The sequence below is a fragment of the Robertkochia sediminum genome (assembly GCF_016786255.1).
GTDB lineage: Bacteria > Bacteroidota > Bacteroidia > Flavobacteriales > Flavobacteriaceae > Robertkochia > Robertkochia sediminum.
The window spans coordinates 194,511-208,728 of sequence record NZ_JADMKT010000067.1 but is presented as its reverse complement, the minus strand read 5'-3'; the positions used below and the strand labels follow the sequence as shown (position 1 = coordinate 208,728).

General features: G+C 47.4%; 12 protein-coding genes. 6 read left to right on the top strand and 6 right to left on the bottom strand.

What is annotated here, in order from left to right:
- Positions 1–4 precede the first annotated feature (4 nt).
- From ileS to IS446_RS03855, 5 genes are all read right to left on the bottom strand, one after another.
- Positions 5–3,403: an isoleucine--tRNA ligase gene (gene ileS / locus IS446_RS03875; protein ID WP_203058676.1), complete on the bottom strand. Its 3,399-nt coding sequence runs from the start codon at positions 3,401–3,403 to the stop codon at positions 5–7.
- 132 nt (positions 3,404–3,535) lie between these two features.
- Positions 3,536–5,947 carry a TonB-dependent receptor plug domain-containing protein gene (locus IS446_RS03870; protein WP_203058675.1) on the bottom strand — a complete coding sequence of 804 codons (2,412 nt, stop codon included), beginning with the start codon at positions 5,945–5,947 and terminating at the stop codon, positions 3,536–3,538.
- A gap of 8 nt (positions 5,948–5,955) precedes the next feature.
- The gene (gene recO, locus IS446_RS03865) at positions 5,956–6,672 is read right to left on the bottom strand and encodes a DNA repair protein RecO (RefSeq protein WP_203058674.1); all 717 of its coding nucleotides are present in this window, start codon (positions 6,670–6,672) and stop codon (positions 5,956–5,958) included.
- A 97-nt stretch (positions 6,673–6,769) separates the two neighbouring features.
- Positions 6,770–8,119, bottom strand: a complete 1,350-nt coding sequence (gene gdhA, locus IS446_RS03860) for an NADP-specific glutamate dehydrogenase (protein ID WP_235996391.1) — start codon at positions 8,117–8,119, stop codon at positions 6,770–6,772.
- 98 nt (positions 8,120–8,217) lie between these two features.
- Positions 8,218–9,378: a cystathionine gamma-synthase gene (locus IS446_RS03855; protein ID WP_235996390.1), complete on the bottom strand. Its 1,161-nt coding sequence runs from the start codon at positions 9,376–9,378 to the stop codon at positions 8,218–8,220.
- Positions 9,379–9,477: 99 nt separating this feature from the next.
- Between IS446_RS03855 and IS446_RS03850 the strand changes: the two genes are divergently transcribed.
- From IS446_RS03850 to IS446_RS03840, 3 genes are all read left to right on the top strand, one after another.
- A complete protein-coding gene (locus IS446_RS03850; RefSeq protein WP_203058673.1) occupies positions 9,478–10,233 on the top strand; it encodes a DUF3298 and DUF4163 domain-containing protein in 756 nt (251 codons plus the stop codon).
- Positions 10,234–10,296: 63 nt separating this feature from the next.
- A complete protein-coding gene (locus tag IS446_RS03845) occupies positions 10,297–10,647 on the top strand; it encodes an arsenate reductase family protein (RefSeq protein ID WP_203058672.1) in 351 nt (116 codons plus the stop codon).
- A gap of 19 nt (positions 10,648–10,666) precedes the next feature.
- The gene (locus tag IS446_RS03840) at positions 10,667–11,554 is read left to right on the top strand and encodes a DMT family transporter (protein ID WP_203058671.1); all 888 of its coding nucleotides are present in this window, start codon (positions 10,667–10,669) and stop codon (positions 11,552–11,554) included.
- Here IS446_RS03840 and IS446_RS03835 read toward each other — a convergent pair.
- Positions 11,551–12,030 (bottom strand): acyl-CoA thioesterase, encoded by a 480-nt coding sequence (locus tag IS446_RS03835; protein WP_203058670.1) that lies wholly within the window; start codon positions 12,028–12,030, stop codon positions 11,551–11,553. The genes IS446_RS03840 and IS446_RS03835 overlap by 4 nt on opposite strands.
- A gap of 89 nt (positions 12,031–12,119) precedes the next feature.
- Between IS446_RS03835 and IS446_RS03830 the strand changes: the two genes are divergently transcribed.
- From IS446_RS03830 to azu, 3 genes are read left to right on the top strand one after another with little or no spacing between them, the layout of a single operon-like run.
- The gene (locus IS446_RS03830; protein ID WP_203058669.1) at positions 12,120–13,094 is read left to right on the top strand and encodes a YheT family hydrolase; all 975 of its coding nucleotides are present in this window, start codon (positions 12,120–12,122) and stop codon (positions 13,092–13,094) included.
- Between the two features lie 17 nt (positions 13,095–13,111).
- Complete coding sequence (locus IS446_RS03825; protein WP_203058668.1) at positions 13,112–13,651, top strand: 2'-5' RNA ligase family protein; 540 nt, start codon at positions 13,112–13,114, stop codon at positions 13,649–13,651.
- Positions 13,652–13,694: 43 nt separating this feature from the next.
- Positions 13,695–14,210 (top strand): azurin, encoded by a 516-nt coding sequence (gene azu, locus IS446_RS03820; protein WP_203058667.1) that lies wholly within the window; start codon positions 13,695–13,697, stop codon positions 14,208–14,210.
- Positions 14,211–14,218: the final 8 nt, after the last annotated feature.

Sequence of the window (14,218 nt, the reverse complement as noted above, 5' to 3'; positions counted from 1 at the left end):
AGTACTAGTATTTTTGAATCAATAATTTGGTGTTGACCTCATCAAATGCGATCTCCGTACCGTTATCGAGGTTATCCTCTAAAGAAAGATTTGCTGTAAGGGTTTCGTTTTTGATATAATCGAGATTGCTTTCTACGGCGCTTTCGATCACTCCATCCTTCTGCAACAAAACATTGATCTTATCGGTAACTTCGAAACCTGAATCCTTTCTCAAATTCTGAATTCGGTTAACGAGCTCCCTGGCCACACCTTCTTTTCTCAATTCATCGGTTATGGTAACATCCAGGGCTACTGTGATCGGACCTGAGGTGGCTACTAACCAGCCTTCTATATCCTGTGATGAGATCTCCACCTCATCGATTCCTAAAGTAATACTTTTTCCATTAATATCAAGTGAAATCGAATTTTCACGTTCAATTTTCTGGATATCTTCCTGAGTGAACGTATTGATCTTTCCTACAATTTGCTTCATATCCTTACCAAATCGAGGTCCAAGCACTTTAAAATTAGGCTTGATCTGTTTCACCAGGATACCGGAAGCATCGTCAAGGAGTTCTATTTCTTTTACGTTCACCTCAGACCTGATAAGGTCTTCAACGGCTTTGATCTCGTCTTTTTGCTTCGCATCAAGTACAGGGATCATCACTTTCATAAGGGGCTGACGCACCTTGATCATCTCTTTCTTTCTAAGCGACAATACCAGCGATGAGATCACCTGCGCTTTTTCCATACGGCTTTCGAGATCTTTATCTACAAATGCCGGATTGTATTCCGGGAAGTAGGCCAGGTGCACACTCTCATGCGACTCTTTTTTGGTCGCCTTTACCAGGTCCTGGTACAGCCTGTCCATAAAGAATGGCGCTATAGGTGCGGCCAGTTTAGAAACCGTTAGCAAACAGGTATACAGCGTCTGGTAAGCCGAGATCTTATCGGTACCATACTCCCCTTTCCAGAATCGCCTTCTGCATAAGCGCACATACCAGTTACTCAGGTTCTCCTGTACGAAATCTGAAATAGCACGTGCTGCTCTTGTAGGCTCGTAATCGGTATACGACGCATCGACTTTTTCCACGAGACTGTTAAGTTCTGAAAGGATCCATCGGTCGATCTCCGGACGTTCTTCCAGGGCTACATCAGCTTCGCTGTAGTCAAATCCGTCGATATTCGCATAAAGGCTAAAGAACGAATAGGTGTTGTAGAGGGTGCCGAAGAACTTTCTTCGTACCTCGGCAACACCTTCAAGGTCAAACTTAAGGTTATCCCACGGATTGGCATTTGCGATCATATACCAACGGGTGGCATCAGGGCCGTACTCCTTAATAGTTTCAAATGGATCTACAGCATTACCTAAACGCTTAGACATTTTCTGTCCGTTCTTATCGAGAACGAGACCATTAGAAACTACGTTCTTATAGGCCACAGAATCGAACACCATGGTTCCTATGGCATGCAGGGTATAGAACCAACCTCTGGTTTGGTCTACCCCTTCTGCGATATAATCGGCAGGGAAGGTCTCTCCCTTATCGATCTTTTCTTTATTTTCAAACGGGTAGTGCCACTGGGCATAAGGCATCGACCCGGAGTCGAACCATACGTCGATCAGGTCGGCCTCGCGCTTCATAGGTCTACCGGTCTCCGATACGAGCACGATACGATCTACCACATTCTTGTGAAGGTCGATCTTTTCGTAGTTGGCTTCCGACATATCACCAACGGTGAAATCGGCAAAGATATCCTGCTCCATTACCCCGGCTTCAACAGCCTTGGCCATTTCGGCTTTCAGCTCTTCAACAGAACCGATCACCTTCACCTCTTTTCCGTCTTCTGAGCGCCAGATCGGGATCGGGATCCCCCAGAAACGAGATCTGGAAAGGTTCCAGTCGTTGGCGTTTTGAAGCCAGTTTCCAAATCGACCTTCCCCGGTGGCCTTAGGCTTCCAGTTAATGGTCTGATTCAGGTCGAACATGCGCTCTTTGACATCGGTCACCTTGATGAACCACGAATCGAGCGGATAGTACAATACCGGCTTATCGGTTCTCCAACAGTGCGGATAACTGTGGACATATTTTTCAACCTTAAATGCTTTATTCTCTTCTTTGAGCTTAATAGCGATCTCTACATCTACAGAGCGCTCCGGAGCATCACCATCGGTATAGTATTCGTTCTTCACGTACTTACCACCCACCTCAGGAAGCTCTTCTCTGAAGCGTCCCTGCAGGTCGACAAGCGGAACGGCATTCCCGTTCTCATCAAGCACGAGCATTGGTGGCACTTCGGGCTCAGCCTCCTTGGCCACCTTGGCATCGTCGGCACCAAAGGTCGGAGCCGTATGCACGATCCCTGTACCATCTTCTGTGGTTACAAAGTCACCGGCAATAATTCGGAAGGCATTTTCCGGATGCTCATACGGAAGGGCATAATTGAGCAACTGCTCATAACGCGCACCCAACATCTCAGCTCCCTTGAATTCCTTAACCACCAGATAAGGCACTTTTTTAGCACCTTCCTCATAAGCCTCCAGGGCTTCTGCCGATTCCACGGCCTGGAACTTCCCGCTAAAAACACTTTTCACCAGTGCCTTGGCAAGTACCACGGTTATAGGTTCATGGGTGTATTGGTTATACGACCTTACCACCACATAATCGATCTTTTTACCAACCGTTAACGCAGTATTCGAAGGTAAGGTCCACGGGGTTGTCGTCCATGCCAGGAAGTGCAGGTCTTTAAATCCCTGTAATACTTGCGGAAGGCTTTCCTGCACGGCCTTAAACTGGGCGATAACCGTAGTATCGGTAACGTCCTTATAGGTTCCCGGCTGGTTAAGCTCATGCGAACTCAATCCGGTACCTGCCTTAGGCGAATATGGCTGTATGGTGTAACCTTTGTAAATAAGACCCTTATCATAGATCTGCTTAAGCAGCCACCATACACTCTCCATGTATTTTGACTTGTAGGTGATATAGGGATCATCCATATCTACCCAATACCCGATCTTACGGGTCATATCGTTCCAGATATCTGTGTAGCGCATTACCGCCTTTTTACAAGCAGCATTGTACTCTTCAACGGTAATCGTCTTTCCGATATCTTCCTTGGTAATTCCAAGTTCCTTTTCTACGCCAAGCTCAACAGGAAGTCCGTGGGTATCCCATCCGGCCTTTCTCTTTACCTGGTATCCCTTTTGGGTTTTATATCTACAGAAAATATCTTTGATGGCACGCGCCATCACGTGGTGGATCCCGGGTAAACCATTTGCAGAAGGCGGACCTTCAAAGAAGACAAAAGGCTCATTTCCTTCTCTTTCACTAATACTTTTTTCAAACACTTTGTGCTCTTCCCAATACTTCAGAATTTCTTCTGCGGCCTTCGGAAGATCCAATCCCTTATATTCTGTAAAATTCATTTTCAAAATACCTTCTCGTATTAAAGTTGGCAAAATTACTAAATTCCAGTTAATTGTAGGCCCCACAAGACCTTAAAATAAAAGCTACCCGCAGCCTTCTGTCTGTATCACAGTCAACATTTCGCACCGCACCTAAAAGGTTTGCCTCAGGGTAACCACCAGGTTGATCCCTGCAGCGGCAATCCCCGAGGAATAGGTTCGGTAACGCTGGTCGGTAATATTCTCCAAAGCCAGTTGCAATCTGGTTTGTTCCAACACATCATAAGACCCTCTGAGGTTGAGGGTATACCAGGAAGCCGCAAAAGGATTCCCATTGTCATCGATCGCATAGAGGTAGGGCTTTCCTCTTTCCGATATCGCGAGGTCGTTATAGCTGATCTCACCATTAAATTGTGTCCATAATTCAAATCGCAACCGCTCCTTTTCGTAGGTCAGGGAAGCATTTCCGAACAAAGGTGCCGCATGCCTCAACGGTGATCGCGATCCATCTTCCAGAATTTCCTCCCCATTAACCCAGGTCATGGTACCCCCGGCATTGAACACATCACTCAACCTCCAGTTTACCGCACCTTCGAATCCATATACCCGGGCTTTTGATGCGTTTTGTATGGCCTGGATATTGGAAAGCTCTCCGTTGTATTCGATCTGGGTGAGTCCATTATACGAAAAATCCCTTCTCACCATGGCATCCTTAAGCCAGGAATGAAAATAGGTAAGGTCTACCTTGAGCCTTTCCAGCATATTGAGCTGCACTCCAAGGTCTACATTGTAGGCGTACTCCGGCTTTAATCCCGGATTTGGCACCACTACCGACCCGGGTTCCGAGTCAAAGATCTTCCCGATATCGTCAATATTGGGCGCCCTGAATGCCGTTGCTCCCTGCAATCGGAACTGCAACATTCTTCCGGGCCTCCAATGCAACCCCAAACTACCGGTAAGGGCATCGGTATTAATAGAAGCCGTATCGAACGGCAGGTCGTAAAAAATGTTATTATCCCTGAAATCGGCATCGATAGCTATAAGTGTATATCGCAATCCACCCCTGAGCGTAAGCCTCCGTCCCGGACGGTAATTCATATTGGTATAGGCAGCAAACGACTCCCACGTTGATCCATCGGGGTATCGCGAAGCGATGGGTGCTTCTGTTAACGCCGGCAGGATAACTACTTTCCCGTCTGAGCGCACCTTATTGTACAGGTATTCCAATCCGTAATACAAGGTGCTTTTGGCGCCCAGGTCCTTTTTAAGATCGGCATTCGAAGAGAAAGCATGCACCTTCTCACTGGTCACGAACCGTTGATCGTCGCCAAGATCACGGTCATTGCGACTTTCGCCAAATTGCTGATAGGCATTGGTGATCCTGAGCTCATCGAACCACTTGTTCTGAGTGTGGATCTCGGCTGAAAGACTCCCGAGAAACCACTGTTGCGGTCCATAATACCATTCGGCAGCCCTCGGCAGCCCATTGCGGTATCGGGTAAGACGATCGTAACGAGCATAATCGGAAGTAGTGCTATAGATTAGGTTGGCCTTTAATTCCCAGGCGGAAGAAGGCACAAATCGAAATTTCTGAAGGAAATTTAACTGTTCATACGCCGTGGGCGTTTGCTTTTTTGGATCGTCATTGGGCACCACGACATCGACTCCGTCAATACGGGCCACATACTCCGGCCTTAAAAATTCTTCCGGACCATAACTCCCCATGATCAGGTCATTAAAGTCTGAATACGTAACTGCACTAACCCCGGCCCAGTGGCGCCCCCCATAATTGAGAAGCGAATGCACCGTTCGTTCATTGTTGGCAGAAGCATATCGGGCGAGAGCCCTTCCGTTTAACCCTGCGCCTTCAAAACGCAATTCGGGGGTTTCCGTAAAAAAGTTCATGACCCCACCAACAGCATCACTCCCATAGATCACAGACCCCGGCCCAAAGATCACCTCTGTTTGCGCTACGGTAAGGGGATCAATAGAGATGATATTCTGGATATTTCCGCCGCGAAAAATGGCGTTGTTCATTCGCACCCCATCAACCACCAGCAACAAGCGATTGGTAGCGAAGCCTCTGATCATCGGGCTCCCTCCTCCGAGCTGACTCTTTTGCACGAATACCTTCCCGGAAGATTGCAAGAGGTCGGCACTGGTTTGGGCATTAGAGAACATCACCTCTTCTTTATTGATAAGTACCACGCGCTGATCTACATCATCTCGTTTTTCTTTCCATTTACTGGCAGAAAGCACTACCTCATCGAGCTCCTCAGAAAGGGGAATCATAGCCACCTGTCCCCCGCGGTCCAAAATGGCGCCCTTCCGCGACCTGAACGTCTCAAAAGCCACGTGATTAAAGAACAACAGATCATTATCTGAAAAACCGGAGAGGTCTACCCGGCCATCGGCATCAGAGATCTCATAGCGGTCTTTACCCTGGGTCGTAACCGAAGCATGACTCAAGGGCTCGCCCGTCTCAGCATTCACCACAGTGACCCCCTGGGCAAAGGCGAAAGCATTTACCAGCAGAGCACAAAAAACGATGTATACGGTTCTCATAGCAAATACTAATTAAAGATCTCATTCAACACGTTAAGGGATCTGGGTTCCCGAAAGCCTTGTAAATGTAACTGAAAGTATGTGATAAGTGACCTCAGCATTTCGCTTCGCTGATGCTTATTCATTTTGATCAGGGCACTTTCTTCGATATCGGCAACCAAAAAAGCCTTAAACTTTTCGAGTTGCTCTCCTGTTATCGTCTCATGCAGGGTATTTGTAGTAAACTCTCCTTCCCGAAGGTCGAACATCGGGAGGCCTGCCCCGCTAATTTCAGGGTAGAACCCCAGGTAGCGGCTTAACTGGATCATAAAGGCAATATGAAAATTGGCCACATCATCATGGTGGTCCAGCCATTCAAAACACGTCATCAAAAAGGTGAACAGGGAAACATCTTCCTCTTCTTCCCGGAGCACTCCGTTGAGCAATTCGGAGAGAAACATAACGATGGCGCTCTTTCGGATATCGGTTTGCAGGGTGCGGTAATGCTGGAGCAGCTTTACTTCTTTCAGGTATTCCAATCCGCCTTTGTCCTTATGGGTGGCGACCACCTCCAGGAGCGTTAACGGCTGAAAGTAGCCAATACGGAACTTTCCTTTCTTCGACCCCAGAACACCACGTACGAGGTATGACCGAATACCCGATGTTTCGGTTAGCATTTTCACTATGAGGCCGTTATCTCCGTATTTGAGGGCCGAGATAACGATGGCTCGCGATTGCTCGATCATTAGAAAGGTTTGTTGCCTGAAATTCGACCCTAAAAGTATCAAAAAAAACAGCTTCCCCAAGAGGGAAGCTGTTCGCATTTTTTATGGATATGACGATTTAGATCACCCCCTGGGCAAGCATAGCATCGGCAACTTTTACAAAGCCGGCGATATTTGCGCCCTGAACGTAATTTACATAATCGCCTTCGGTGCCGTATTCCACACAAGACTCGTGAATATTCTTCATGATGGCCTTAAGGCGGTCATCAACCTCATCACGGGTCCAGCTCACACGAAGCGAGTTCTGAGACATCTCTAATCCTGATGTCGCCACCCCTCCGGCATTCGATGCCTTACCTGGAGCAAAAAGGATCTTTTTATCCTGGAATGCGTGAACTGCCTCAGGAGTACTCGGCATATTAGCCCCTTCACTCACACAGATACATCCGTTGGCCATGAGAGTTTTCGCATCGTCTCCGTTGAGCTCGTTCTGGGTAGCACAAGGCAGGGCTACCTCACAAGGAACACCCCATGGCGTTTCACCTGCAAAGAACTCGGCGTTCGGATACGTATTCACGTATTCGGAGATACGTCCGCGCTTCTCGTTCTTAAGCTCCATAACGAATTTCAGCTTCTCCTCGTCGATACCATCCTTATCGTAGATATATCCTGAAGAATCTGAAAGGGTCACAACCTTACCTCCCAGTTGAAGCACTTTCTCTGCCGCGAACTGGGCTACGTTACCGGAACCGGAGATCACCACTGTTTTTCCTTCGATGCTGTCATTACGGGTTTCAAGCATATTCTGAGCAAAGTAAACCGTACCGTATCCGGTAGCCTCAGGACGGATGAGTGATCCACCCCATGACAACCCTTTTCCGGTTAATACCCCGGTAAACTCGTTCTTGATCTTCTTGTACATTCCGAAAAGGAATCCGATCTCACGAGCACCTACCCCGATATCACCTGCAGGCACATCGGTATTTGGCCCAATATGACGGAAGAGCTCTGACATAAAGCTATGACAGAATCTCATGATCTCATCATCCGACTTCCCTTTAGGATCGAAATCAGAACCTCCTTTACCACCTCCCATAGGAAGGGTGGTCAAACTATTTTTAAATACCTGCTCAAAGGCGAGGAATTTCAGAATACTCATATTCACTGTAGGGTGAAAACGCAGTCCTCCTTTATACGGACCAATCGCAGAATTCATTTCAATCCTGTAACCACGATTCACGTGGATCTCTCCCTTATCATCTACCCATGGCACTCTGAAAGTAATTGCTCTTTCAGGCTCCACCATGCGAAGAAGAATATTCTTACCGTTGTAGATCTCATTCTTGGCAATATAAGGGATCACTGTTTCTGCTACCTCTTGCACTGCCTGAAGAAACTCCGGCTGATGAGCGTTACGGAGTCTTACCTCCTCCATAAACGTCTCTATTTTCTGGTCGATCGTGTTCATAAAAATCGAATAAATGAAAGATTTATAATTTGGGGGCAAAATTATGTAAATAAAAAAACTTAACCCCCTACTTTTTTAGAATTTCTCAAACGTTGTAGTTAAATTTTCTTTAAGGCAGCTTCAAGATCTGATATCAGGTCCTTAACATCCTCGATACCAACACTTAAGCGTATCAACGAATCGACAACCCCGCTCTTTTCGCGTTCAGATCTTGGAATTGAAGCATGCGTCATGCTGGCCGGATGTCCCGCCAAAGATTCTACACCACCCAGCGATTCTGCCAGGGTAAACACCTTTAATGTCTCCACTATAGTCACGGCATCTTTAAAATCGGCTCCCTTGGGAATGAATGAGATCATCCCTCCAAAATCGTTCATTTGTGTCCTGGCCACATCGTGGTTCGGATGATCTTCAAGCCCGGGCCAAAAGACCTTCTCGATCTTCGGATGCTTTTGTAGATACGCCGCGATCTCGGCTCCGTTCTCACAGTGTCGCTGCATGCGCACATGCAAGGTCTTGAGCCCCCTGAGCACAAGAAAACTATCCATAGGCCCCGGAACCGCTCCACTTGCGTTCTGAATAAAATACAAACGGTCTGCAAGCGCCTTATCCTTAACCACCAAGGCTCCCATGATCACATCACTGTGACCGCCCAAATATTTGGTCGCTGAATGCATCACGATATCTGCACCCATCTCTAATGGTTGCTGCAAATACGGTGTGGCGAAGGTATTATCGACCGCAAGCAAAACCTGGTGTTTCTTCGCCAGGGCTACCATCGCCCGGATATCGATGACGTTCATCATGGGGTTGGTTGGGGTTTCTACCCATATTAAACGTGTGTTTTCATTGATGAGCGCCTCGACGGCCTGGGCATCCTGCATGCCAACAAAATGAAAGCGGATCCCAAAACCTTCAAAGATCTGCTTGAAAAGACGGTAGCTACCCCCATATAGATCGTTGGTGGAGATCACCTCATCGCCGGGAGAGAGCAACTTCATGACCGCATCAATAGCAGCCAGACCACTCCCAAAAGCGAGTCCGTATTCACCCCCTTCAATACTGGCCAGGGATCTTTCCAGGGCATGTCGTGTAGGATTCCCACTTCTGGAATATTCGTACCCCTTATGTCCCCCCGGCGTAGACTGGGCGTAGGTCGAGGTCTGATAAATTGGAGGCATTACAGATCCGTAAGCCTTATCGGGCTCCTGCCCACCGTGGATCACTTTCGTATTAAAAGCTATTTTGCTGCTGCTCATCGTTTTAAAGTTGTTTTAAACAAATGTAATTTTTGTTTTTTTCCAATACAAAGAAGGACGTATATTTATCGCCCGGAATAATTAGTAATGCCCCTGAACATGAAGAAGATCCTACTGGCTGCCGCTGCAATGCTATGCCTGTCTACCGCCTGCGACCGCAATAAAACCATCGAGACCGTTGATTTTGAATATATCGAACCCGAATGTGATTCGTGTGCCAGGACATCACTGCAGTACCCTGTTACCGCGGGTAAGAACAGAACCGAACGAAAGATCAATGCCGCCCTTGAAAAATGGGTGATCAGCACCATCGAACTTACTTCAGAATCACTTCCCTCCACTGTAGAAGAAGCCGTTTCAAATTTCAGCAAAGGGTACCAAGAGGTGGCTAACGATTTTCCCGATGATTACCATGCTACATGGGAAACCTCCGTACAGGGAGAAATGTGTTACCAGGATGAAAAGCTCCTGGCCTTTTGTATGGAAACCTACTCCTACACCGGAGGTGCCCACGGCTACGGCAGTTCCCACTACCTGCTTTTTGACAAGAAAAAAGGAGCGCTTATCACCAGAGAAGAGCTCATAAAAGATGTTGACGGATTTACTGCTCTGGCAGAACAGAAATTCAGAGAGCACTATGCTTCTGATGTGAATACGCCTTTGAACGAACAGGGATTCATGTTTGAAAATGATCAATTTCACCTGCCGGATAACATCGGCTTTACGAACAACGGTCTAAAACTCATCTACAATCCGTACGAGATCGCTCCCTATTCCAGCGGACAGATCACCCTGGAGATCCCTTACGCAGAGGTCAATGCATTTTTAGGATACCAGGTGGGATCAAGGTCTTAACACCACCTCATGCAATTCCCTATATCCCCTGAATTATTTTCTCAGGATGATGTACATTTGGGCATGAAAAAATTTTACTACCTCAGTACTTGCGATACCAGCAAAAGGATCATGGGAGAACTCAATCTTCCCGCCGATGCAGAGATCATTGATATCAAGAAAACGCCGGTCACCGAAGAGCAACTGGACGAAATGTACGGTGATACCGGAAGCTATGAGGCGCTGCTCAACAAAAGAAGTCAGTTGTACAAGCAACGCGGACTAAAAGACGTAGCCCTGAGCGAAGACGATATCCGCGCCTTGATCCTGGAACACTATACGTTCTTAAAACGCCCGGTACTGGTGATCAACGGAAAGGTATTTGCAGGGAATAGCAAAAAAACCGTAGCCGAAGCAAAAGCAGCCCTTCAATAGTTATCCGGATACCAAAAGAATGAACAGCAGAACTCTCGCCATTCTGGCCGCCTTCGGAGCCAGTGCCATTTACGGGATGAACCACACCATTGCCAAGGGGTTAATGCCCGTTTATATCAAGCCCTACGGACTCATACTATTAAGAGTGGTAGGCGCTGCGATATTGTTCTGGATCCTCAGCATCTGGGGTCCAAAAGAAAGGATCGAGCCCAAAGACCGCCTTCGTCTTCTGGCGTGTGCCGTTTTCGGAATGGTCATCAATATGCTTATGTTCTTTAAGGGCCTTTCCCTGTCGACCCCGATCAACAGCTCGGTGATCATCACCTTGTCGCCCATTATCGTATTCATTCTCTCTGCCATCCTCATAGGCGAAAAGATCACTTTGAAAAGAAGCTTGGGTATTCTAACCGGATTTGCCGGAGCACTTTTATTGGTACTCTACGGCCAGGAGATACGGCAGGACGCCCCGAACATCCCCCTTGGAAACAGCCTGTTTCTGATCAATGCCACCAGCTACGCCATATACCTGGTGCTGGCAAAACCGCTCACCGCGAAATACCACGCCATCACGCTGATGAAATGGCTCTTCCTGATCGCTATTTTTATCAACTTACCGATAACATTGGGAGAATTCATGGAAGTACAATGGCGTGAACTACCCTTTGAGGCCATCTGGAAAATGGCCTTTGTGGTCATTGGGACCACCTTTATGACCTACCTCTTAAATATCTATGCCCTGAAAGTGCTGAGGGCTTCGACCATAGGTGCCTTTATCTATCTACAGCCCATAATTGCCATTGTATTTGCCCTGATGGCAGGGGCCGATACGCTCAGCCCCTTAAAACTGGCAGCAGCTGCCATGGTCTTTTCCGGGGTTTACCTGGTCTCCAGGAGAACAGCCCCTTAAGATTTAAGGTCTACAGGACGCTTTTGATGGCGACGGGTATCTTCTTTGGTCAACACCCTGAAATCTTCAGATTTCGCTACGTCGGCCAGCATAGGCAAAACCTCCTCTGGAAGCCCTATGAGCTTACGGGTCTTGAGGTCGATCCACGCTCCCATGATCTCGCAATGCGCCACATTGCGCCCTTTGTAATCGTAGTAATTATGGCGGAATTCAAAGAACATACCGTCTTCACTAAGTCCGCTGAGCTCTAATGAAACCTTTACCGGCTTCCCGGCGAACACTTCCTTAAAATAGTAGATATGTTCGTAAAATACGACCGGCCCGATATTGAGCTTATCCAATAATGAATGGTCAAATCCGCGTTCTATTAAAAACGACATACGGGTATGTGCCGCAAATTCCACATATGCCTTATTCGCTAAGTGCCTGTTGGCATCCAGGTCGTTCCACCTGATCTCAAATTCCTTAAAATACATTCTTTTGATTTTATTATGCATGCATAGCATCTAGTCAAAATTAGGGCCTTTTTGACAAATCATCGTTATCTTTAAATGAAAATTAAGCTATGCCGGTAATACAGTCTGCTTACCTTCCTCCTTTTCCATTTCGCAACGGACACATCTCGACCCTTTATTCGGGACTTGTACGCCGGGTAGAAAATCCGGGGCAGGAACGTGAGCGCATCGAACTGGAAGATGGTGATTTTATGGACCTCGACTGGAGTTACACCCCAAATCCGGTCGCGAAAAAACATCTTGCCATCGTACTTCACGGACTTGAAGGAAACGCCCAGCGCCCGTATGTATTGGGAGCGGTGAAGGCCTTTCTGGATGCAGGATACGATGCCTGCGCCCTGAACTTCCGCGGGTGCAGCGGCCAGACCAATCGCCTTTACCGATCGTATCATTCCGGTGCCAGCGACGACCTGGAGCGGGTGATCAAACACATCCTGGCAACAAGGAAATACAGCCATATCGTGATCAACGGATTTAGTCTTGGTGGCAATGTGACCCTGAAATACCTGGGTACCCATAACAATATACCCAAAGAGATCAAGGCCGGCATCGCTATTTCGGTACCCTGTTCCCTGTACCATTCTATGGTCGCCCTACACAAAGCTGAAAACTTTCTTTACGCCCTGAAATTCAAAAAGAATCTCATCGGCAAGCTCCGTAAAAAACAGCCTCACTTCCCAGACCTGATCCATGAAGACGATTTTAAAAGATTACGTTTGCTGAGAGACTTTGACGATGTATACACCAGTGTAGCCCATGGCTATCGCGACGGTCTGGATTATTACGAAAAGGCCAGCAGCTTACCTCACCTCAACAGGATACAGGTACCTACCTTTATTCTTAATGCGGCCAACGATTCTTTTCTGGATGAAGGGTGCTATCCTGTAACCAGTGCCGAACAAAACAATGCCCTTCATCTCGAAGTGCCTAAATACGGAGGCCATGTTGGATTTTATGATCGCAACAACCACTATTACAGCGAATCGCGAACCATTCGGTTTGTCATGGAAAAGGCAACCCCTTAAACAACAGGCAGAGCGCAATGAAGATCATGTACTACATCGCAGTATTACCACCGGAAGACATCAGAAGTGAGATCAAAGTCTTTAAGGAAGAGGTACTCCAAGATTTTGGATCGGGACATGCCCTGCGTTCCCCGGCCCACATCACCCTTCAGATGCCCTTTCATTTTGAAGAAGCACAGGAATCGCAACTTATAACAGCCTTGGCCTCCCTGGCAAAGAGCCACCATAACTTTTCATGTACGGCAGAAGGATTGGGGCATTTTGGCGATCGCACCATCTTTATAGCCATAAACCCTAACACCACCCTAAACAACTTACGCATCAACCTGCAAGTTATGCTCCGGGAAACCTTTGGGTTTGGCGATAAAAAGCTCCCCCAACGGTTTCACCCACATATAACCATCGCCAACAGAGACCTTACCCCGGAACGATTTCCGGCCTGCTGGGATGCTTTTCGCGATCGCACCTATACACGCGACTTTGGGATCACCGGAATAGCGCTATTAAAGCATCGCGGCGATCACTGGGAAGTGTACCGGGAATTCCCTTTTAATTAAAACGGAATAATGTATTTTAGCTTAAAACCAAAAAACTAGATCTATGAGAACCATATTATCAACTATGCTAAGCCTTAGTCTCCTCCTTTTTATGAGCTGCGGACAAGGTCAAAAAGAGGAAAAGAAAGACGGATTCCAATACGAGCAAGCTCCGGAAAAAGAAGCTCCTGCAAGCGATAAGGCCGAAGACGGTATCGTGATCACCGGAAACGACATGATGCAGTACAATACCAAGGAGATCCGTGTTAAAGCGGGCACCACGGTTACGCTTACCCTGAAACACATCGGGAAACTCGACAAGCAGGTCATGGGCCACAACTGGGTTTTACTCAAGCAAGGAGCAGACTTGATTGGCTTTGCTTCCCAGGCATCTTCGGCTCAGGAATCTGATTATATTCCTGAAGGTACAGAAGACGTGATCGCCCACACTAAAATGCTTGGCGGAGGTCAAACAGATACGATCACCTTCGAAGCGCCCGCACCCGGAACCTATCAGTTCCTTTGTAGTTTCCCCGGGCATTTTGCACAGATGCAAGGTACCTTTATCGTAGAGGAATAAGACCATAG

What these genes read in the sequence shown, in the direction of transcription:
- ileS (WP_203058676.1), bottom strand. Translation starts at nt 3,403, where the DNA reads ATGAATTTTACAGAATATAAGGGATTGGATCTTCCGAAGGCCGCAGAA.
- IS446_RS03870 (WP_203058675.1), bottom strand. Translation starts at nt 5,947, where the DNA reads ATGAGAACCGTATACATCGTTTTTTGTGCTCTGCTGGTAAATGCTTTC.
- recO (WP_203058674.1), bottom strand. Translation starts at nt 6,672, where the DNA reads ATGATCGAGCAATCGCGAGCCATCGTTATCTCGGCCCTCAAATACGGA.
- gdhA (WP_235996391.1), bottom strand. Translation starts at nt 8,119, where the DNA reads ATGAACACGATCGACCAGAAAATAGAGACGTTTATGGAGGAGGTAAGA.
- IS446_RS03855 (WP_235996390.1), bottom strand. Translation starts at nt 9,378, where the DNA reads ATGAGCAGCAGCAAAATAGCTTTTAATACGAAAGTGATCCACGGTGGG.
- IS446_RS03850 (WP_203058673.1), top strand. Translation starts at nt 9,478, where the DNA reads ATGAAGAAGATCCTACTGGCTGCCGCTGCAATGCTATGCCTGTCTACC.
- IS446_RS03845 (WP_203058672.1), top strand. Translation starts at nt 10,297, where the DNA reads ATGAAAAAATTTTACTACCTCAGTACTTGCGATACCAGCAAAAGGATC.
- IS446_RS03840 (WP_203058671.1), top strand. Translation starts at nt 10,667, where the DNA reads ATGAACAGCAGAACTCTCGCCATTCTGGCCGCCTTCGGAGCCAGTGCC.
- IS446_RS03835 (WP_203058670.1), bottom strand. Translation starts at nt 12,030, where the DNA reads ATGTATTTTAAGGAATTTGAGATCAGGTGGAACGACCTGGATGCCAAC.
- IS446_RS03830 (WP_203058669.1), top strand. Translation starts at nt 12,120, where the DNA reads ATGCCGGTAATACAGTCTGCTTACCTTCCTCCTTTTCCATTTCGCAAC.
- IS446_RS03825 (WP_203058668.1), top strand. Translation starts at nt 13,112, where the DNA reads ATGAAGATCATGTACTACATCGCAGTATTACCACCGGAAGACATCAGA.
- azu (WP_203058667.1), top strand. Translation starts at nt 13,695, where the DNA reads ATGAGAACCATATTATCAACTATGCTAAGCCTTAGTCTCCTCCTTTTT.